The 21078-nt window shown below is 39.7% G+C and carries 12 protein-coding genes, 1 tRNA gene and 3 rRNA genes; 8 read left to right on the top strand and 8 right to left on the bottom strand.

The genetic code is table 11. The features are described 5' to 3' along the window. Window positions 1-13: 13 nt before the first annotated feature. From ACM66U_RS08670 to ACM66U_RS08645, 6 genes are all read left to right on the top strand, one after another. Window positions 14-724 carry a prepilin-type N-terminal cleavage/methylation domain-containing protein gene (locus ACM66U_RS08670; RefSeq protein ID WP_418640545.1) on the top strand — a complete coding sequence of 237 codons (711 nt, stop codon included), beginning with the start codon at window positions 14-16 and terminating at the stop codon, window positions 722-724. A gap of 445 nt (window positions 725-1169) precedes the next feature. Further along, window positions 1170-2690, top strand: a 16S ribosomal RNA gene (locus ACM66U_RS08665). Window positions 2691-2975: 285 nt separating this feature from the next. Beyond that, a tRNA-Ile gene (locus ACM66U_RS08660) sits at window positions 2976-3052 on the top strand. Between the two features lie 288 nt (window positions 3053-3340). Beyond that, window positions 3341-6232: ribosomal RNA gene (locus ACM66U_RS08655) — 23S ribosomal RNA — on the top strand. A gap of 213 nt (window positions 6233-6445) precedes the next feature. Beyond that, window positions 6446-6561: ribosomal RNA gene (rrf, locus tag ACM66U_RS08650) — 5S ribosomal RNA — on the top strand. Together the 16S, 23S and 5S rRNA genes with 1 tRNA gene alongside form the textbook arrangement of a ribosomal RNA operon. 116 nt (window positions 6562-6677) lie before the next feature. Continuing rightward, a complete protein-coding gene (locus ACM66U_RS08645; protein WP_418640544.1) occupies window positions 6678-7361 on the top strand; it encodes a uracil-DNA glycosylase in 684 nt (227 codons plus the stop codon). On the opposite strand, the gene ACM66U_RS08640 is transcribed toward ACM66U_RS08645, so the two are convergent. The 8 genes from ACM66U_RS08640 to ACM66U_RS08605 form a co-directional block, all read right to left on the bottom strand. Beyond that, window positions 7336-8283, bottom strand: coding sequence for an endonuclease/exonuclease/phosphatase family protein (locus ACM66U_RS08640; RefSeq protein ID WP_346389028.1), 948 nt, complete (start codon window positions 8281-8283; stop codon window positions 7336-7338). The genes ACM66U_RS08645 and ACM66U_RS08640 overlap by 26 nt on opposite strands. A gap of 53 nt (window positions 8284-8336) precedes the next feature. Beyond that, entirely contained in the window at window positions 8337-10289 is a 1953-nt protein-coding gene (locus ACM66U_RS08635) for a M3 family metallopeptidase (RefSeq protein ID WP_418640543.1), read from the bottom strand. 12 nt (window positions 10290-10301) lie between these two features. Next, complete coding sequence (locus tag ACM66U_RS08630) at window positions 10302-11390, bottom strand: trypsin-like peptidase domain-containing protein (RefSeq protein ID WP_151899875.1); 1089 nt, start codon at window positions 11388-11390, stop codon at window positions 10302-10304. Between the two features lie 3 nt (window positions 11391-11393). Continuing rightward, window positions 11394-12707: a hypothetical protein gene (locus ACM66U_RS08625; RefSeq protein WP_151899876.1), complete on the bottom strand. Its 1314-nt coding sequence runs from the start codon at window positions 12705-12707 to the stop codon at window positions 11394-11396. Between the two features lie 23 nt (window positions 12708-12730). Beyond that, a complete protein-coding gene (locus tag ACM66U_RS08620; RefSeq protein WP_346389026.1) occupies window positions 12731-14371 on the bottom strand; it encodes a protein kinase domain-containing protein in 1641 nt (546 codons plus the stop codon). Window positions 14372-14429: 58 nt separating this feature from the next. Then, window positions 14430-15221 (bottom strand): formate/nitrite transporter family protein, encoded by a 792-nt coding sequence (locus ACM66U_RS08615; RefSeq protein ID WP_418640542.1) that lies wholly within the window; start codon window positions 15219-15221, stop codon window positions 14430-14432. A gap of 74 nt (window positions 15222-15295) precedes the next feature. Beyond that, window positions 15296-17218, bottom strand: a complete 1923-nt coding sequence (locus tag ACM66U_RS08610; protein WP_346389025.1) for a ferredoxin--nitrite reductase — start codon at window positions 17216-17218, stop codon at window positions 15296-15298. A 20-nt stretch (window positions 17219-17238) separates the two neighbouring features. After that, window positions 17239-18519 carry an MFS transporter gene (locus ACM66U_RS08605; protein ID WP_418640541.1) on the bottom strand — a complete coding sequence of 427 codons (1281 nt, stop codon included), beginning with the start codon at window positions 18517-18519 and terminating at the stop codon, window positions 17239-17241. A 214-nt stretch (window positions 18520-18733) separates the two neighbouring features. Here ACM66U_RS08605 and ACM66U_RS08600 point away from each other — a divergent pair, with 214 nt between their 5' ends. Both ACM66U_RS08600 and ACM66U_RS08595 read left to right on the top strand, forming a co-directional pair. Then, a complete protein-coding gene (locus tag ACM66U_RS08600; RefSeq protein WP_151899881.1) occupies window positions 18734-19348 on the top strand; it encodes a hypothetical protein in 615 nt (204 codons plus the stop codon). Beyond that, window positions 19345-21033, top strand: a complete 1689-nt coding sequence (locus tag ACM66U_RS08595; protein ID WP_151899882.1) for a cbb3-type cytochrome c oxidase subunit I — start codon at window positions 19345-19347, stop codon at window positions 21031-21033. The genes ACM66U_RS08600 and ACM66U_RS08595 overlap by 4 nt, the downstream gene beginning before the upstream one ends. Window positions 21034-21078: the final 45 nt, after the last annotated feature.

Here is a 21078-nt window from a genome sequence, read left to right as displayed (position 1 = left end):
ATATACTACACTCATGAAAAAAGCTTTTACTCTTTTAGAAATTGTTTTTGTGGTGGTTGTAATTGGTATATTGGCAGCAGTTATAATTCCGCATACCAAGACCAATCCTTTACAGGAAGCAGCTATACAATTGGTTTCCCATATAAGGTATACGCAGCATTTGGCAATTATTGATGACAAGTTTGATGCGAATGAGCCATACTGGTTTAGGCAAAAGTGGCAATTGGCATTTTCCACGGCTGCCGGAACAAACTCTTATATGATATTTTCGGATTCTCCTGCCAAAATTGGTGGAGCGTATGATGGTAATCCAAGCGCGAACAATACATATACTGATGTGGAAGTAGCACAAAATCCGCTAAAAAAAGGTAAGTATTTGATTGGTGTTGCAAATAATAATTTTGACAATTCTGAAACAAAACATCTTTCAAAAGAGTTGGACATAGGCAAGAAATATGGTATTGCTGCTATTACAGTGACAGGAGGAAGCACAGGTTCAGGAGCAAGAAGAATTTTGTTTGATCATATAGGCAGACCATACAGAGGGAATACAAGTTCAACTTCTATGGTTGCTTTAAATTCTGCTGTTGATAGAATTGCGACATCAGCAATTTATATAAAGCTTTGTTTGGATGTTTGTATTAATCCAAAAACGAGTGCGAACAACAGGAATGAGATTGTAATTAAAATAGAACCGGAAACCGGGTATGCACACATATTATAGCTATAGACGTGAAAAAAATATTAAGAAACAGTAACTTCAAAAACTTTTTAAAAAACCCACCAAACATTAAGCAGTCTCTAAGCAATACTCCCCTATAATTCCCATCCACAAACAGAGAGACCTTGTTTAAAAGGCCTGAAGAGACTTCGAGTAGAAGCTTTTAAAAATGTTTGAGATCATTGAAAACTAAGCAAGTAAGAGACTTTTTAACTTTAGAGTTAAAGAGATAAATTACTTAGAAATAACTAATAAACAACAACCGTCTATTCTATTTTGAAATCCATACAGGCTTGCCTGTATGGTTCCCTTAATAGTAATAGATAACTATACAGTCTAGTAATAGAACCTTAAGCAGTTTTATTAAGACTTAAAATAACAAAGCCAATGATTTAATAATCTTGGGCAAAAGATCAGTAATAAGTTTACTTATCTTTCTGTAATAACAATTATGGAGAGTTTGATCCTGGCTCAGAATGAACGCTGGCGGCGTGCTTAACACATGCAAGTCGAACGGTAACAGATAGTAGCTTGCTACTATGCTGACGAGTGGCGCACGGGTGAGTAATATATAGATAATGTGCCCCTTGGACCGGGATAGCCATTGGAAACGATGATTAATACCGGATACTCCTTCTTATCACAAGATAAGTCGGGAAATGGATTCCGCCAAGGGATCGGTCTATATCCCATCAGCTAGTTGGTAGTGTAAGAGACTACCAAGGCGATGACGGGTAGCGGGTTTGAGAGGATGATCCGCCACACTGGTACTGAGACACGGACCAGACTCCTACGGGAGGCAGCAGTGAGGAATATTGCACAATGGGGGAAACCCTGATGCAGCAACGCCGCGTGGAGGATGACGCATTTCGGTGTGTAAACTCCTTTTATATGTCAAGAAAATGACGGTAGCATATGAATAAGCACCGGCTAACTCCGTGCCAGCAGCCGCGGTAATACGGAGGGTGCAAGCGTTATTCGGAATCACTGGGCGTAAAGGACGCGTAGGCGGGGTGGAAAGTCAGGTGTGAAAGCCTACAGCTTAACTGTAGAACTGCACTTGAAACTCTCACCCTAGAGTATGGGAGGGGCAGATGGAATTAGTGGTGTAGGGGTAAAATCCGTAGATATCACTAGGAATACCGAAAGCGAAGGCGATCTGCTGGAACATAACTGACGCTAAGGCGTGAAAGCGTGGGGAGCAAACAGGATTAGATACCCTGGTAGTCCACGCCCTAAACGATGAACACTAGTCGTCGGGATGCTAGTCATCTCGGTGATGCACTTAACAGATTAAGTGTTCCGCCTGGGGAGTACGGTCGCAAGATTAAAACTCAAAGGAATAGACGGGGACCCGCACAAGTGGTGGAGCATGTGGTTTAATTCGAAGATACGCGAAGAACCTTACCTAGCCTTGACATTGATAGAACACTTTAGAGATAGAGTGGTGCCCTTTGGGGAGCTTGAAAACAGGTGCTGCACGGCTGTCGTCAGCTCGTGTCGTGAGATGTTGGGTTAAGTCCCGCAACGAGCGCAACCCTCGTCCTTAGTTGCTAGCAGGTTAAGCTGAGCACTCTAAGGAGACTGCCTTCGTAAGGAGGAGGAAGGTGAGGACGACGTCAAGTCATCATGGCCCTTATGGCTAGGGCTACACACGTGCTACAATGGGGCGTACAGAGTGTTGCGATACCGCGAGGTGGAGCTAATCACTTAAAGCGTCTCTCAGTTCGGATTGGAGTCTGCAACTCGACTCCATGAAGCTGGAATCACTAGTAATCGTAGATCAGCAATGCTACGGTGAATACGTTCCCGGGTCTTGTACTCACCGCCCGTCACACCATGGGAGTTGATTTCACCCGAAATCGGGAAGCCAACCTTCGGGGGGCTACCGCTTACGGTGGAATTAGCGACTGGGGTGAAGTCGTAACAAGGTAACCGTAGGAGAACCTGCGGTTGGATCACCTCCTTTCTAGAGTAAAGAGCACTCATTCGATTGAGTGGCTCAACACAAGAAAATCTCACACGAGAAATAGTTTATTGGTTGTTTCAAAAGTTACTTACTTGCTTAGTTTTCAGTGATCTGTGTTCATTTGAATTACGATTATGTCAAAGGTGTAACCTTGAGAGGGCTTTGCTTTCTGAGGGATTTTAGCTTTAGTCAAGGAAGGTTCTTTGCTGAAGGCGGAGCGTACAAACTGTACGTGACAACTGAAGTAAAGGTTCTGACGCAGAATAAAGTTAAAAGCACCAGAAAGGGCCTATAGCTCAGCTGGTTAGAGTGCACCCCTGATAAGGGTGAGGTCCCAGGTTCAAGTCCTGGTAGGCCCACCATTTCTTAGCGATTTGCACTTAAAAAAGAAACTCACATACTAAAGTATGCTTCGCTTCTTTTTTAAGCACAACTCATCTAAGAAACAAGTTTCTAAATTAAATATAAGTTCTTAAAGTCATAAGAATTTATATTTGGTTTAAAAACCAAACGATCATTAAATTACAATTGTTAAAGTCAACAACTTTAATTATAGAGATATAATTAAAAACTAAATAACTACAATAACAGATCATTCATCTTGTTTAATGTATTCATACATTAAATAAGGTAGTGAACGCAACATAGAATAAAAAGATATTAAGGGCCATAGGTGGATGCCTTGGCTAGTAGAGGCGATGAAAGACGTACTAGGCTGCGAAAAGTCTCGGGGAGCTGCCAAGAAGCTTTGATCCGGGAATTTCTGAATGGGGCGACCCAGCACGGAGCGATTCGTGTTACCACCTTCGGGTGGGGCGAACTTGGGGAAGTGAAACATCTCAGTACCCAAAGGAAGAGAAATCAAACGAGATTCCGAGAGTAGCGGCGAGCGAAATTGGAATAGGGCGCATACATTTAGCATATTTGTTAGCAGAACATTCTGGAAAGGATGAGCATAGAGGGTGATACTCCCGTAAGCGAAAACATTTATGTGGAACTAAGGTATGGAACGAGTAGGTCGGGACACGTGTTATCTTGACTGAATATGGGGGGACCACCCTCCAACCCTAAATACTACTACTAGACCGATAGCGAACAAGTACCGTGAGGGAAAGGTGAAAAGGACCGCGGTGAGCGGAGTGAAATAGAACCTGAAACCTATGGCTTACAATCATTCGGAGCACTATTATAATGTGTGACGGACTGCCTTTTGCATAATGAGCCTGCGAGTTGTGGTATCTGGCAAGGTTAAGCGAACGCGAAGCCGTAGCGAAAGCGAGTCTTAATAGGGCGACATAGTCAGATGCTGCAGACCCGAAACTGAGTGATCTATCCATGAGCAGGTTGAAGCTGGTGTAAGAGCCAGTGGAGGACCGAACCCGTAGAAGTTGAAAATTCTTGGGATGACTTGTGGATAGGGGTGAAAGGCCAATCAAACTCAGTGATAGCTGGTTCTCTCCGAAATATATTTAGGTATAGCCTCGAGCATTAGCGTATAGGGGTAGAGCACTGACAGGGCTAGGGCTGCTTACCGCGGTACCAAACCCTATCAAACTCCGAATACTATACGTGTAACCTCGGGAGTCAGGCGTAGGGTGATAAAATCCTATGTCGAGAGGGGAACAACCCAGACTAACAGCTAAGGTCCCAAAGTTTTATCTAAGTGGAAAAGGATGTGGAGTTGCTGTGACAACCAGGAGGTTGGCTTAGAAGCAGCCATCCTTTAAAGAAAGCGTAACAGCTCACTGGTCTAGCGATTCTGCGCCGAAAATATAACGGGGCTAAGATAAACACCGAAGCTTTAGATTTACAGTTTACTGTAAGTGGTAGGAGAGCGTTCCATTCAGCGTTGAAGGTATACCGGTAAGGAGTACTGGAGCGGATGGAAGTGAGCATGCAGGCATGAGTAGCGAGAAAAGAAGTGAGAATCTTCTTCGCCGTAAACCCAAGGTTTCCTACGCGATGCTCGTCATCGTAGGGTTAGTCGGGACCTAAGTCGAGTCCGAAAGGGGTAGACGATGGCAAATCGGTTAATATTCCGATACCGACATTACATCGTTTGAGTGATGGGGGGACGCATAGAGTTAAAGGGGGTCACTGATGGAATAGTGGCTCGAAGGACGTAGGTCGTAGCGTAGGCAAATCCGCGCTACATGAGACCGAGATCTGACAGGCTGGTCAATCTTTTCGGAGAGCGACCAGAACCCTTGATACTGTCGTGCCGAGAAAAGCCTCTAAACGAGATGTAATGTTGCCCGTACCGTAAACCGACACAGGTGGGTGAGATGAGTATTCTAAGGCGCGTGGATGAACCCTTGTTAAGGAACTCTGCAAACTAGCACCGTATCTTCGGTATAAGGTGTGCCCTAAGTGTTAGGAGATTTACTCTCCAAAGCACTGACGGGTCGCAGCAAAGAGTCCCTCCCGACTGTTTACCAAAAACACAGCACTCTGCTAACACGTAAGTGGATGTATAGGGTGTGACGCCTGCCCGGTGCTCGAAGGTTAAAAGGATTGCTTAGCTTCGGCGAAGGCATGAATTGAAGCCCGAGTAAACGGCGGCCGTAACTATAACGGTCCTAAGGTAGCGAAATTCCTTGTCGGTTAAATACCGACCTGCATGAATGGCGTAACGAGATGGGAGCTGTCTCAACAAGGGATCCAGTGAAATTGTAGTGGAGGTGAAAATTCCTCCTACCCGCGGAAAGACGGAAAGACCCCGTGCACCTTTACTATAGCTTGACACTGCTATTGGGATATTCATGTGCAGGATAGGTGGGAGCCGTTGAACCTGGGACGCCAGTTCCAGGGGAGGCATCCTTGAGATACCACCCTTGAATATTCTGATAGCTAACTCCGTACGATTATCTCGTGCGAGGACAATGTCTGGTGGGTAGTTTGACTGGGGCGGTCGCCTCCTAAAAAGTAACGGAGGCTTACAAAGTTCGGCTCAGAAGGGTTGGAAATCCTTCGTAGAGTATAATGGCATAAGCCGGACTGACTGTGAGACATACAAGTCGAGCAGAGTCGAAAGACGGTCATAGTGATCCGGTGGTTCTGTGTGGAAGGGCCATCGCTCAAAGGATAAAAGGTACGCCGGGGATAACAGGCTGATCTCCCCCAAGAGCTCACATCGACGGGGAGGTTTGGCACCTCGATGTCGGCTCATCGCATCCTGGGGCTGGAGCAGGTCCCAAGGGTATGGCTGTTCGCCATTTAAAGCGGTACGCGAGCTGGGTTCAGAACGTCGTGAGACAGTTCGGTCCCTATCTTCCGTGGGCGTAGGAACGTTGAGGAGAGCTGACCCTAGTACGAGAGGACCGGGTTGGACGTGCCACTGGTGCACCAGTTGTCCTGCCAAGGGCATAGCTGGGTAGCTACGCACGGATGAGATAACCGCTGAAAGCATCTAAGCGGGAAGCCAACTCCAAGATGAACGTTCCCTGAAGTACGCTTGAAGACTACAAGCTTGATAGGCTGGATGTGTACGCACAGCAATGTGTTTAGCTGACCAGTACTAATAGTACGTTTGTCTTTTTACCAAGTTCTTAAATGAACACAATTGCTTCACTACCTTATTTAGTGTATTTATTAAATAAGAGATATGTTAGTAGTTATTTGGAACCGGTACTTTAGTGCCGGCTGTTGTTGATTTTACCAATTCTAACTTAATGAGCAATCATTAACTCACTCAACTGGTCCTTGTAAGATCAGATATAAATACATCAGTCAGATGTCTTTATATCTGATCTTGTCTAGGTGGCTATAGAGAGAGGGAAACGCCTGGCCCCATTCCGAACCCAGAAGCTAAGCCTCTCATCGCTGATAATACTGCAGGTTTCACTTGTGGGAATGTAGGTCGCTGCCTAGTTGATCGGATTTTTTCTTACTCTTTAACTATTTTATAATCATTGATACTCTTTACATCTAACGACTAATCTTATCCATAGTATTATTTTTATATAATTGTAAAAAAATGGAAAGAGAATGTTATTGGAAAACGGGTGGAAAAATTTTCTCAATGATGAAATTCATAAAGAATATTTTATCAAACTTCTTAAAAAAGTATCTTTGGAATATAAATCAAAAACTGTATTCCCCAATTTTGAAAATATATTTAGAGCTTTTAATTTAGTAAAGCCTTCTGAAGTAAAAGTTGTAATTATAGGACAGGATCCATACCATGGAATAAATCAGGCTACCGGTCTTGCTTTTTCTGTTTGTCCAAAATGTAATATTCCACCTTCGCTAAAAAACATATACAAAGAGTTAGTCGATGATATAGGTTGTAAATATCCGAAAAACGGGGATTTGACACAATGGGCAAAAGAGGGAGTTTTGTTGATTAATGCTGTTTTAACTGTTGAACAGGGGAAGGCAAATTCTCATAAAGATTTTGGCTGGCAAAAGTTTACTGATGCCGTTATTAAAAAACTCTCTGATGAAAAAGAACATTTGGTTTTTATATTATGGGGTGGACCGTCACAAAAAAAAGAGTTTCTAATTGATACAACAAAACATTGTATTATTAAATCTTCTCACCCTTCTCCGCTCTCGGCATACAGAGGTTTTTTTCATTCAAAGCCTTTTTCCAGAGCAAATGAGTATTTGATCAAACATAAGAAAAAGCCTGTTGAATGGTGTCTCAGTGCAGAACAAACTCTGCTATGACAGGCAGATGGTCTGAATAGCCTTTCCCTTTGTGACGTCTTAATCTGCTCCTGGTTGTCTGCCATCTGTAAATCTCTTTTCCTTTAAACAGATAGGGCTTTTCAAAAGCAGCGATACTATGTGGTTTATAATCAATGCCTTTTTTATCAAGAAGTGCGGCTGTGACTAAAATACTGTCCATTGCTTCTTTTTTGCCTCTATAGATATAGCTGTATCTTTTTTCTAATTCAGTGTCATACCATAAGTTGTAAAAATCATAAGGTGCCAGATGTATATTTAGTGATGAATTCTGATACTTTATAGTACCCAGTATATGATTGATACCTGTTATTCCATCTGTGTCATTATGTTTTCTTTTTCTTTTAAAAATTTCATACTCTTCATAATCAGAATTAAAATCACCAAGTGCAATTATATTTTTATTTTTTCCCAGTTCTTCAATTCTTTTTCTGAGTTTTTTTGCAGAGACTATACGCATGCTTTCCGGACCTGCTTTTGATTTCCAATGATTAATTAAGATATACAAATCTTCATTGCCTATTTTAAATTTCACTTCTAAAATATTTCTATATCTGTAGGAAGATGTGACAGCAATTTCATGTGTATATACAAACGGAATTTTACTCAAAATGGCTACTTTGATTGTTGTAGATTTTAAATTGGCAATTTTATAGTACTGGTAATAAACTCCTTCTCTTTTTAAAGTATATCGTAGATCTTTGAGTGCCTGAAGAGATTCTATCTCTTGGAGTCCAATGATATCGGGATTGATATCTTTGATGACTTTTGCAATATTTTTAAGTTTTTTTCTATAATTTTTATCATTCCAATTTGATTTTGCATAAGGAATATATTCTTTATACTCATGTCCGTTTCGTTGCAAATCAAAAAGATTTTCAACATTATATGTTGCAATTTTCAAAGTTGTTTCTCCATACATTAATGTGATAAGCAGAGTTAAAAGAAAGAATACTCTCACTTTATTATACCGTTGAGTCTTAATAGTTGCGTTGTATCGGCATCTCTGCCCATCAGTTCATGAAAAAGTTCTTGCATACTTTGTGAACCGCCACGGTGTAAAATGATATTTTGATATTTTTTTGCTGTAGGGGAATTGAAAATATTTTCATCTACTACGGTGTAAAAAGTATCTGCACTCAGAACTTCGGCCCATTTGTAGCTGTAGTATCCTGCAGCATACCCACCTGAAAATATATGTGAAAATCCGTTTTGGAACTTGTTGTATTTTGGTGGTTTTATCAGTGCGGTTTTTTCTCGTATGGTGTCAAGCAGATTTTGCACTTCATCTCCCTTGTAAACTTTAGTATGCAGTTTAAAATCAAAGAGTGAAAATTCCAATTGTCTGAGCATACCCATTGCAGATAAAAAGTTTTTACTTTTTACGAGTTTATCTATCATTTCATCTGAAATAGTTTCATTTGTTTCATAGTGTTTTGCAAATATTTTGAGAACCTGAGGCTCATAAGCAAAATTTTCTAAAAACTGAGACGGAAATTCAACAGCATCCCATTCTACTCCATTGACACCGCTTACTTCATTTTCATTTACTTCACTCAGGATATGATGCAAAGTATGTCCTGTTTCATGAAAAAGAGTGACAACATCATCATGACGAAGCAGTGAAGGATTTGTATCATTTGATGGAGGAAAACTGCATACTATAAAGGCTGAGGCCAGCTGTTTTTTGCCTGCTTCATCTATGCAGTGTGTTTGCCAGTTATGCATCCATGCTCCGCCCCGTTTTGATTCTCTTGCTTCTAAATCAAGATAGATACGGGCTTTGAGTATGTCATTTTCATACACATCATAGGCATAGGCTTTTTCATGCCACAATTTTTCTTTCACCTGTTTACATGTAACATTAAAAAGCTTATCCAAGAAAGTAAACATCCCTGCAATAACATTTTTTTGTTCAAAATAAGGGCGATACTCCTCTTCATCTATGTCATATTGCTCTTTTTTTAATATTTCTGCATAGTAAGAGGTATCATGACTCTCCAGTTTGTGTGGAGCGATATTTTGAAGTTCCTGCAGTTCATTTTTTGCCTGGGGAATTGAATTTTCAAGTAAATTTTCTAAAAACCCTAAAACACTTTTTGTATCTTCGGCCATTTTTGTAGCAAGAGAAAGTTCTGCATAGTTTTTGAACCCTAAAAGCTGACTCATCTCCTGTCGCAGTGCCAACAGTTCATCAATTATTTTTGCATTCTGGGGTGCGCGTGAAACATAGGCACGGTAGAGTTCCTCTCGAATTGCTCTGTTCTTTCCATAGGTCATATAGGTTATGTATGATGGCATTTGCAGTGTCAATTTATATTTTACAACGCCATCGTCTTCAAATTTGGCATTTTCTATTTCACTTTTTGGCAAACCTTCTATATCTGCTTCATCAGTAATTATATATTCGTAGGCATTTGTTGCATCAAGCAGGTTTTGAGAAAAGTTATTGGAAAGTTCACTTTTTTTCAAGTTTATTTCCTGGAGCCTCTGTTTTGTTTTTTTATCTAGATGGGCACCGCTTAATTCAAAATGTAAAATATTTAATGCTAAAACTCTTTTTTGTTCACTGTTGAGGGATGTTTGTTCTTTTTGCATTATTTCTTTATATGCATTGTATATTTCAATGTTTTGTGAAAGCTGTGTCGAATACTCTGTAATAAGAGGGAGTGCTTCTGTATAGACCTTTTGTGTTTTTTCAGAGTTGTTTACCGCATTGAGATGAGACAGGGGTGTAAAAAACTGTTCAAGATACTCATCCATCATCTCCAGTGGTTTGACAAAGTTTGCATAGGTTTTTTCTTTTTGCCCAAGTAAGGTTTCTATCTTTTTGTTATTTTTATTGAGATGTTTTTGCAGTTCTTCTATAAAAGTATCCAAGTCACAATCAAATTGTAAAAATTTTGTCATCTATGTTTTCCTTTAGTCCTCAGTGTCTTTTTTCTGTCGCAGAGCACCGTATTTGTTTATGAGAATATTATCATACTTATTTGCATCTTTGATTAACTTTTCTATTGCAGTTTTTCCTTCTTCTTTTGTTAAGGAGGAGTCTACAACCAGATAGGAAAGATATACGCTGTTTTCATTGATAGAAAACTGTAAATAGGAGAGTTTGTTGTTCTCCTGGAGCAAAAAATCATACATCTTTTCAATGTTTTCTTTGGGAATACCGCAAAGCTTGGCATCTCCTATAATAATGCCGTTTTCATAATAGTTTATATTGATTCTTGCAGTTCCCTTGTCTATTCTCCAGGATGATTGGCTTCTTCTTGCCAGGGTAACATTTATGCCCAGGGACTCCAGTATATCTTCTATGAGTTTTGTCGGGCCTATAGGTGTGTAGCCTTTTCGTCTGAGTCTGGCTATTTCAAGTTCTGCTCCACATTTTGGGCAGTAGTCATTTTTTATATCTTTTTCTTGGATAAGATTTTTGCACGAAGGGCATTTAATGACATTTTCTACTCCGAGTTGTTTAAAAGCGGTGAGTGCATCTTGAAGATAATGTACAGGGAGTGCAAAACCCAGATTATTTGCATTTTGAATAATGAAAGTATTGACTCCTGTAACTTCCCCTTTGTCATTTAACAGAGGACCCCCGCTGTTTCCCGGGTTAATGGCAGCATCAATCTGAATATATTCAAGATCTCCCATAAGTCTGGCTGCACGGGAAACAATTCCCTCTGTCGCTGTATAATTAAGACCGTAAGGGTGTCCAATGGCTATGGTGGTATCACCGTTTTCTACGTTGGTTTTGGCAAGTTTAAGCGGGTTTTTTGGTTGTTTGAATTCATATTTTATAAATGCCAAATCATAATAGGGGTCATCATAAATAACTTTTGCAATACTTCGCTCAAAGTGCTCTGCTTTGATTACAACTTCTCTCAGCCCCGAACATACATGCGAATTTGTAATAATAAGATTATCTATAATAAAACCTGTTCCGCTGCCATAGGGTGTCATTATCTGTATAATGTTTTCAATGTAGGTTTCTAAAAGAGTTTGCGTATTCATTTGCTAGGCCTCATGAAAATCCAGATTTTTTAATGCACTGAAGTAACTGTTTGAAAAATCATTGAGTGAACTGAAATCAAGTTCATCACCAAAAGCGCTCAGTAGTTTATACTGATGTCTGTATCTGGAAACTGTTTCGTCAATTTGAGAGATTATCTCACTTTCTAAAAACTGGTTCTTTTGCGTATCATAATATCCTTTGCATCCCAGCGCATTCATATACTCAGCATAAATGACACAAATATAAATATGGAGTAATTTTCTGGCCGCAGGGTTCAATCCGTAGTTATACAGAGCATACAAGGCTATATAACTGTAAATGGTTGGTATGATTTGAGGATGGCGGTTGTTTTTGTACCATCTGAGCTTTATAAGTGATTCTTCTATAAAGTCAACAAACTCATCATAAGAACTTTTTTCAATTTGGCTGAATGTGTATTTGGCTTCATAAAAGTTTTGACTGAAGTCATCAAAATCAAGCTTTTCAAGACTTAAAATATATTTTGCAAGTTCCGCATTTTTTACTTCTGGCAGTGCTTCTTCATCTGCAAAATAATTTTGAAGTTTTTTTGTCATTTTTTGATAGATTTTAGACTTTGGTACCAAAAGATAGTCAATTTTAAATAAAAAGTTTAGATATAGAAATGCCTGCATACCTATACTGTCCTCTGCCGGCAATGTCTGTATTTTTGCATTAAGCTCTTCTGTCCAAATATGTAAATACTTATACTTTACATGTAACTCGGCAGTGTCAAGTTTTTGAATGTGGCCGATGTCCTCTAACTCTTTTTGTTCGAATTCACTAAGCATGTGTTCTTTGTCGTAATCTGCATTCAGTGCCAGTTCTCTTAAAGGATAAAAAGCTTTCTTGGGGGTCATAGTAATATTGTCAAGACTGAGTTTTAATTTAATATGGTCGCCGTCACTGCAGTAATTTACATAGGTAAACTGGTAATTTCTTTCAAGTGCGTAGCGTTTGAGTGCAACATTTGCATTTTTTGCCTTGACCATAGTCACTTCGGCGTAGAGTTTTTTGTTTGTTGTGAAGCCGTTGATCTTTGCACTGCCTTGATACAGGATAAACTTCAAAGACTCCTTTTCCCGGGTGAGTATAATATTTTGATTGGGAAGACCGTTTTTGTAATTCATCAGAGAGTTGAAAAAGAATGTATAGGCATTTAAAATTTCTTTTTTTTCAAAGGCTTCGTAGGCTTTGTTAAAGAGTTCTTCTTCATTTTCTGCGATATCTGCATGAATACCTCTTCCAAAGCTTTTTGAACAATAGGACTTTGGCCGGAAAAAGTGGAACCAGTTCATAAATTTCCTTTTAGGGATGCCCTTTATTTTAATACCAAATAGATAAGTATAAAGTTTATAACTGTCATTATAGTAAAAGCCCTCTTATAAAAGAGTAAGGGTGATTTTTCAATGAGTGGTGCATTTTTAATAAAGTAGGGTTTTACCTTCTGCGGATGTGTAAGTTCATATTTCATCTCAGAGTAATGCTCATACCTTTGGTCTTTTTGAAGTGCAATAGCACGCATGATAACACTGTCAAGCCAATCAGGTATATTTGAATTGTAATAACTCGGTTTTTTGGCTTCTTTGAATGTCGGGTTTTGAAAGGGTTCTATCTCGCCGTAAGGGTATTTCCCCGTAAGACTTAAATAGAGTGTCACACCAATGGCAAAAATTTCGCTTGTTTCACTTATGGACTCGCCTTGAAATCGTTCAGGTGCCAAAAAACTCGGTGTACCGGCGCGGGACTCTTCTGAAAATATCTCTGTAATACTGCCAAAATCAATAACCTTGTATTCTGTATTATCATCGTCAATTTTGGCAATCATGATATTGTTTGGCTTGATATCACCGTGTACAAGATCATATTTAAGTAAAAACTGAGACATGTTTAAAAGTGTTTGCGCAAGTTCCACAGCATCATCTATCGTTACATGTAAGTGTGATGCCAGGTAATTATTTAAATCTTCTCCATCAAAGAGCTGCATAACATAGTATCGGGCACTTCTGTTTTTTGGAATGACAGCCTTTGGGAAAAACTTTGCTTTGAGACGTTTGGCATTCCATGCTTCTTTGACAAACAGATCTAAGATCTGATTATCTTCTTTGGATTCAACCGGTGCAAATTTAATGACGTATTGCTTTGTCTTTTTGCTGGCCAGCCAGGTCCTTTCGTTTTGTATGAGAGGTTTTTCAAGTTTATAGCCGTCTATGGTCTGACCTGCTTTGAGTGACCGTGGAATATCCAGTTTTTGCTGTTTGAGTATCTCTATCTCATCAGCATTGAGTACTTCCAACACAACTGCTGTTGTATCATCAGGAAGATGGTCTTTTGTATGGTTACTTGCTCGCTTGACAAGAGCAATAGCTCCTTTTGAAATATTGTCTTTTATTTCATTTTCAGAAAGCACATTGTACAAACCATCGCTGCAAAGGAGAATTTTATCATTTTTCTGAATAATATTTTCAAAATAGTAGGGTTCTACATCCTCACTGATACCAATAGCCTGCGTCAGGACATTTTCATATCCTTCTTCTTGCATGGCATGGTCAGATGAGAGCTGTGTCAGTGAAGCATCTCTGAGGAGATATACTCTGCTGTCTCCGACATTTACGCCGTATAAACGGTTTCCTTCTATAACAACGAGAGCAAGGGTTGTGATAAGTTCACTGCGTTCATAATTGAGTTGTGATTCTTTATAAAGAATTGTATTTATGGAATTGATAAATGTTTTTATAGATTTTTCGATTGACCATGACTTTGGGCGAATCTTAAAGTTGTTTATAAGATAGGAAGTCACTCTTTTTGCTGCTTGGGCACCTTCTTCGGCACTGCCGACACCATCACAGACTATGGCAACACTCAGGTTGCCGATAGTTGCCATATCATAAAAATCATCTCCGGTCAGTTCTTTGGTCTTTGCAAGTGAGAACCCGGAAGTTTTAATATTACCTTTTGCCATATTGCCCCTTTACATGTAAAGTAGATTATAGCAAAACGGTATTTATTTTAAAGAGTTTTTATGCCTGATTTTTTCTATGTGTGTAATATAAAGCCATACCTGTACAAATCGCTCCGCCAACAATATTTCCCAAAGTTACCGGAATTTCATTCCACAGCCACCACTGTGACACACTTACATTTGCACCAAGCATTATGCCTGCAGGAATAACAAACATATTTACAACGGCGTGTTCAAACCCCTGTCCAAAGAAAGTAAGAATCGGGAGCCACATAGCTGCAATTTTTCCTATTGTTGTTGTAGCTGTCAATGCCATAACGACACCCAAAGACACCATCCAGTTACAAAAAACAGCTTTTAAAAAGACGGTATAGATACCGTCTGCACCTATTTTTTCATATCCGATTGTTTTTGCTTCTGCAATATGCTTAATCATGTCTATGATAGGAGATGATTCCACATGTCCGAATTTTGTAGCAACCAGGCTGTAAAGAGCTGCAAAAAGCAGGCTGCCCAGCAGATTTCCTGTAAAGACCCAGAACCAGTTTACAGAGAGTTTTGCGAACCCGATTTTTTTGTCAAACAAAGATGTCGTCAATAAAGCAAAACTTCCGGTGACAAGCTCCAATCCCAGCAAAACAATCATAACAAAACCGACAGGGAAAATAAGCGCTCCGACAATAGGCAGATGTGTCTGTGTAGAAGCAACAATAGCCAGGGTTGTAGCAACCCCAAGAAGAGCACCCGCAAGGGAACCGCGTATCAATAAATCTTTTACACCCAATCCTGATTTGTATACTCCGGCTGTTACCATTCCATCTACAACTATCTCTGGTTTTACATAACTCATATGAATTCCTTATAATTTTATTTAATAAGTATAGCTTAAATCTGTATACTTAATAGGTTTATAATGATTAATTTTTAATCATTGTCAGCCAAGCTGATTAATGGAAGCAATTCAGAAAAAACAACGGCTCTTTTTGCTTCAACATCCAGCATCTTAAAAACAAGTTCATTGATGTTCTTATCAATATCGGAAACTATTTTATTGAGAGGTATCAGTTTTTCTCTTGGATTTTCATTTGTAAATCTGTTGTATGCCGTATACGGTTCTTGTTTGGAGAGGGCAAAATAGAGCTTACGGCCAAGTTCAAAAAGTTCAAACTCTTCAATATGTCCTGTTTTTGGAATTTTATTGATATTTAAATTAATATCAATGTTTTTTGCCCGTAAATATGCTTGCAGTTGCATGTAAAAACCTATATATGCATGAGAATATTGTGATAAAACCCTGTCATGAAATGCTTCAAAGGATTCATTCTTTAAACGCAGTTTTTTATACTCTGCTACAAGTGTTTCAACAAAATATTTAGAAAATTTCAATGGAGCAGATTTAATAACGGTATAACCGTTTTTTCCTTCACTGACGATTTTTCCGCCTATAGTTATATGAACACCGTCTTGGGTCTGTCCGTTTACTTTTGCTTTGCAGCCCTCAAACCCGATATCTCCTATCTCATGTGTTCCGCAGCCTTTGACACAGGCCGACCAGTACATTCGTACTCTTCCTGACTCAAGAGGCACTGCAGTACTTAAGTACTCAGCCATTTCGATAGCATCTTCTTTGTTCTCAATAACGCCAAAAGCACAATGCTTGGTTCCTGCACAGGCGACAAGGTTGTTAAAGTAAGGCGTGTTTATATTTTTGTATTTAGTGAAAAAAGAATCTTCTAAAAGTGCAGCCGCATCTTTGACGCCTAATATGTAGATATTTTGTTCAACACTGAATCTGATTTCTTGATTGCCGTGTATTTGGCTTAATTCAGATACTTTTATGAGATCGCTTCCTGTAAATATTCCCGAAGGTACGATAACCTGGACTCCAAACGAACCATCGCGTAGTTGGATTTTTCCGTGTTCTGAGTCTACAGGATCTATTTGTGTCATTGTGTCACCGGCGGTGGCAAAATTTACGCCTGCAACATCACGAATGGCTGCAGAAATTTCAGCCATGCCGACAGCCTCAATGAGAAAGTGCAGTCTGTTTTTGTTTCTGTTGTCACGGAAACCATACTTTTGAAAGATTGCTATAAGTGCACCGTAAGCCTGTAAAACTTCTTCTTCGTTTGCCAAAAATATGTCTGCATTTTTTGCAATCATACCGACTCTGCCGCCAAGAAACATATTGTAACCGTATACTCCGTCTTTTTGTGCAAGTACGAGAGAACAGTCATGTCCAAAAACATTACATCTGTTTGCGAGGGAGCCTGAAATCCCGGTATTGAATTTTCTTGGCAGTGTTGAGATCCAATCCGGATTTTTTAAAAATGTTTTTTCGATTTTTTTAAGTAAATCATACGAAGGAAGCACATTGTCAAAACCGTCTTTGTCAAATGGGTCTGTGACGATATTTCTAAAGTTGTCCACACCTGTCTGGTAGGAGGTGAGTCCAACTTCTTCAAGTCCGTTTAAAACAGCAGGCATATCTTCGATATTTAAAAAACGAAGTTCAATTTGTGCTCTGGTTGTGATATCAATATAATCCTGACCGAAATTTTTTGCAATTTCTCCGATTTTTTTTGCCTGAATTGCGTTGAGGTGTCCCCCTGCAACTCTGACTCTCATCATAAACTGCTTCGGCGTGAGACCGTCTTTGTCAAAGATTCCAAAACATTTCAGAAAATATTTTTTGTCTTCATCCTCAATTGCATCATATCCCTTTCGTGCATACTCTGTTATCTTTTCAAAAGCCTCCATAGGATTTTTAAGGTTTTTGACTGTTTCGATTTTATTAACTTTTTTACTTCTAGCTTCATATGCTTTTTCTAATACTTGTAATTGCAAAATATTCTCCATTTTCTCATTTATATTCTTCCGCCGGCTGCAACGCCCCAGGTTGTTCTCCATCGTGTTTTTACCAAACTTATTCCCATGATAGCTACAAGTACAACACCGGCAAATATAATAAAACCAGCCGAATAGCCGTCAAAGGCACCTTTTGACCATCCAAGCGTTTTAATAAGGGCTGTACCCCCGAGTCCGCCGGCTGCACCGATAATCCCCGTCATGATTCCAATATCTTTGCCAAATCGCTGAGGCACAAGTTGAAAAACTGCCCCGTTCGCCATGCCAAGGTTTGCCATTATTGCAAAGAGTACTGCAATTGCAACCCAAAACGGCAGAGTAACAGTTGCATTTACAATTGCCAATGCGGCTACAATACCAAAAAAGATATAAAGTGATTTGACACCACCCATTTTATCTGCAACAGCACCACCGACAGGTCTCAAGACTGCACCGGCAAAAATTGTAAGCGCTCCAAAATAACCGGCAATGACTTTAACATTGGGTTCATTAAATACACTGAGTCCAAAACTACTCATATCGGCTTGATAGGTGTTCATAAGATAAACTTTCATATATCCTGCAAATCCGACAAATCCTCCAAAGCTTACTGCATAAAAGAGGTTAAACCACCAAGTGTCTCTGTCACGTAAGAGTTTGGCATAATCTTTGAGTTTTTTAGGACGGGGCGTGTAAACCTCTTTTGGTGCATCTTTTGCCAAAAAGATGTATGTTACAAAGATTAAGGTTGATAATGCTCCACCAACTAAAAAGACTGCCTGCCACCCCCAAAGTTCTGCTATTTTTGGAGCAAACATAAAGTCAACAACAACACCAATATTGCCGGCACCTGCAATTCCCAAAACGACTCCCTGCAGTTTTGGCGGATACCACTGTCCTGCCTGTGGCAATGCAACCGCAAAAGAAGCACCTGCAAATCCGAGACCGACAGCTACAATCAGGAGTTCATTATAGGTAATGGTCTCTCCTCTGAAATAGGCGTAAAACAGCACAGATATAACAACTGCCTGACTCATAAGCGCTGTTTTTTTCGCACCGAATTTATCAACACCGAATCCAAGTACAATACGAAGCAGTGCTCCTGTCAAAATCGGAATAGAAAGCAGTGTGGCTTTTTGTGAGGCACTCATTATAAATCCGTGCATTGCCAATGATTCACTGATTTCTGTTGCCAATGGGCCTAGCATGGTCCAGACCATAAAGCTAAAATCAAAATAAAGAAAAGCTGCAAAAAGTGTTTTTGCATCGCCTTGACCTTTGAGGGCTTTAAAACTTGCCATATTATACATTCTCCAATGAAATTTAATAGTGTAATTATAGTGAAAAATATTTCCGATTTAAAAATATTATTGATTAAAAAGTAATCAATTTAGAATTTTCAAAAGATTAGAAATTATACAATTTTCATATTAAAGAGTGATTTTCTTGATATATATCAATTTTATCAATTCTCGTTTTTTATACAATTTGTGAAAATTTAAGGAGAGCATTATCATGACATTTACAAATTCGGCTGAATTGTTGTCTTTTCACTGGGTTGCTTACTCTATATATGCTGCAATGATTATTTCTGTTGTTGCATGGTTTGGGTATAACCTGACAAAAAAAGATGCCAAGTCAGTTTTTCGTATTCCATTTTACTGGTATATGGCATTTTTGGTTGCAGGCGGTGTGGGACACCATATTTTTACATACAATACAATTCCGTGGGTGTCACAGGATATTGACAGACATAACATCAAACCGGATGCAAAGTATGAATTTGAGATTAAAAATCATAAGTGGCTGGGTTTGCCAAAACAGATAGTTATACAGTGTGGACAAACGGTTGAGTTTGATGTACACAGCAGAGATCTGGTGTATGGGTTTGGACTCTTTCGTCAAGACGGTTCCATGGTGATGCAGATGCAGGTCAATCCCGGCACGGATGTCAACGGTATCTTGGACTCCAATGATATTTTATGGACATTTAATCATAACGGTGTTTTTGATTTAACATCCACTGAATATTCCGGACCCAGACAGTACAGCGAAGACGGTAAAGATTTAATGCTGGTGAAAGATTTCGTTAAAGTCGTAGGCTGTAAAGATAATGGAGGCATTCAATGAGTTATATAAATACATTAATAAATGGTACAAATTTTGACCATAAAGGCTTAAATGCTTTGCAAAAGGTAACACTCAGACCGGTTGTTATGGCATTTTTATTTTACGGACTGGTCGCTTTGGAGGGTATGATTATGAGAATGGTTGAGGTCGGGCATGTGCCGCTCAATCCTCTGCCTGAGCAGTTTTTTCATCCGGAACATTTCTTTTCCATCATGACGGTACACCCGATTGTCGGTATATTCGGTTCGACCTATCAGCTGGTCTTTGGTGCTTTTACCTTTTTGGTGCCATATCTTACGAAAAAACCGCTTTACAGTGTAAAACTTGCCAACTGGACCTGGATATTGATTACTTTAGGGACTGCTTTGGCATGGATAGCCGCATTTGTATGGCAGTATGCACCGTTATATACATTGTACTGGCCGCTTCCTGCCGATACACACCAGTTTAATGTTATTGGCGGTATTGTCTTTATTCTGGGTGTAGCATTAATTATGGTTGGAACTTTAGGCTTTATCTACAATATATATGCAACAATTTTTGCGCGGGTAGGTATTCATAAAAACAAGACAACAAAAGAACTTTTAATCTCAGGATTTGGTATAGACGGATTTTTAAATCTTATCAACAAGCTGAGAGGAAAACAGCCTTATACAAAAGAGCCGGCTTTGGCACTTCCTGTTGTGGCAATCTTCCGCGGTACGGTAGATACTTTCTTGGATGCACTGGTGATTTTGGGTGCAGGTATTTTAATCCTGGTTTATTTGGTTTTTGATGCAAGCGGACATGCACTTGATGTCACGGCGATTGATGCCCTTTTGTACAAGAACTTTTTTTGGTGGGGGCTTGATTTGGTTGCGGATGGTCTGGTTCTGATTTATGTGGCAGGTTCGTGGTATTTGCTTGCCACATTAATCACCGGACAAAAGCTTTTTATGGAAAATGTTGCCCGTGCGGCGTTAATGCTTGAGCTTTTGGTTTCCTGGATGGTCTGGTCGCATCACCTTCTTGGTGATCAGGGACAACCTGAAATGATGAAACTTATCTCCGGTGAGATGGTGACTGCCTTTGAACTGCTGACCCAGGGACTGGCACTCTTTATTACCCTTGTGACACTTTGGAAGGCCCGTCCTCTGAAAATGACTATGGAACTAAAATATCTTCTCGGCGGACTTGTAGGGTTTGGTCTGGCTGTGCCTGCTGCAATTATCCAGGCAGATATGGGGATGAACAGAGTGTTGCACAATACACAGTGGATTATCGGTGCGCATGTGCATATTGCTTTGATTGTCGGATTGTATATGACACTCTATTCGGCGCTGTATGTTTTATGGCCATTGGTAACAAACAACACAAAACTCTATTCTCACAAACTGGCAAATACACATTTTTGGCTGCATCTTATTGGCGGTATCGGTATGGGCGCATTTATGGGAATGGCAGGACTTGACGGGATGCTCCGTCGTCACCTTTATGTGGATGGGCAGTTTAATCCAGACATGATATTTGCCGCTATTTTTGGAACGATGCTGCTTGTCGCCTGGGCAGTATTCTTATACAATATTATTATGAGTGTGGGTATCAAAGGCTTAATCGGTATATTTTTGCCTGCAAAAGATGCAACGGCTTCTTATGGGATAGAAGAAGAGTTGGAACCGGCAGATGATCCGGCATTTGCGCAGTAAAAGTTTCATATTTTTTTCGGAATTCAGACAGGGCTTAGTCTTTAC

Origin of the sequence: Sulfurimonas sp. ST-27, assembly GCF_048081595.1 — a bacterium.
Taxonomy (GTDB): domain Bacteria; phylum Campylobacterota; class Campylobacteria; order Campylobacterales; family Sulfurimonadaceae; genus Sulfurimonas; species Sulfurimonas hydrogeniphila.
Note: the sequence above shows the minus strand (reverse complement) of the source record. Positions and strands in the feature narration are given on the sequence as shown.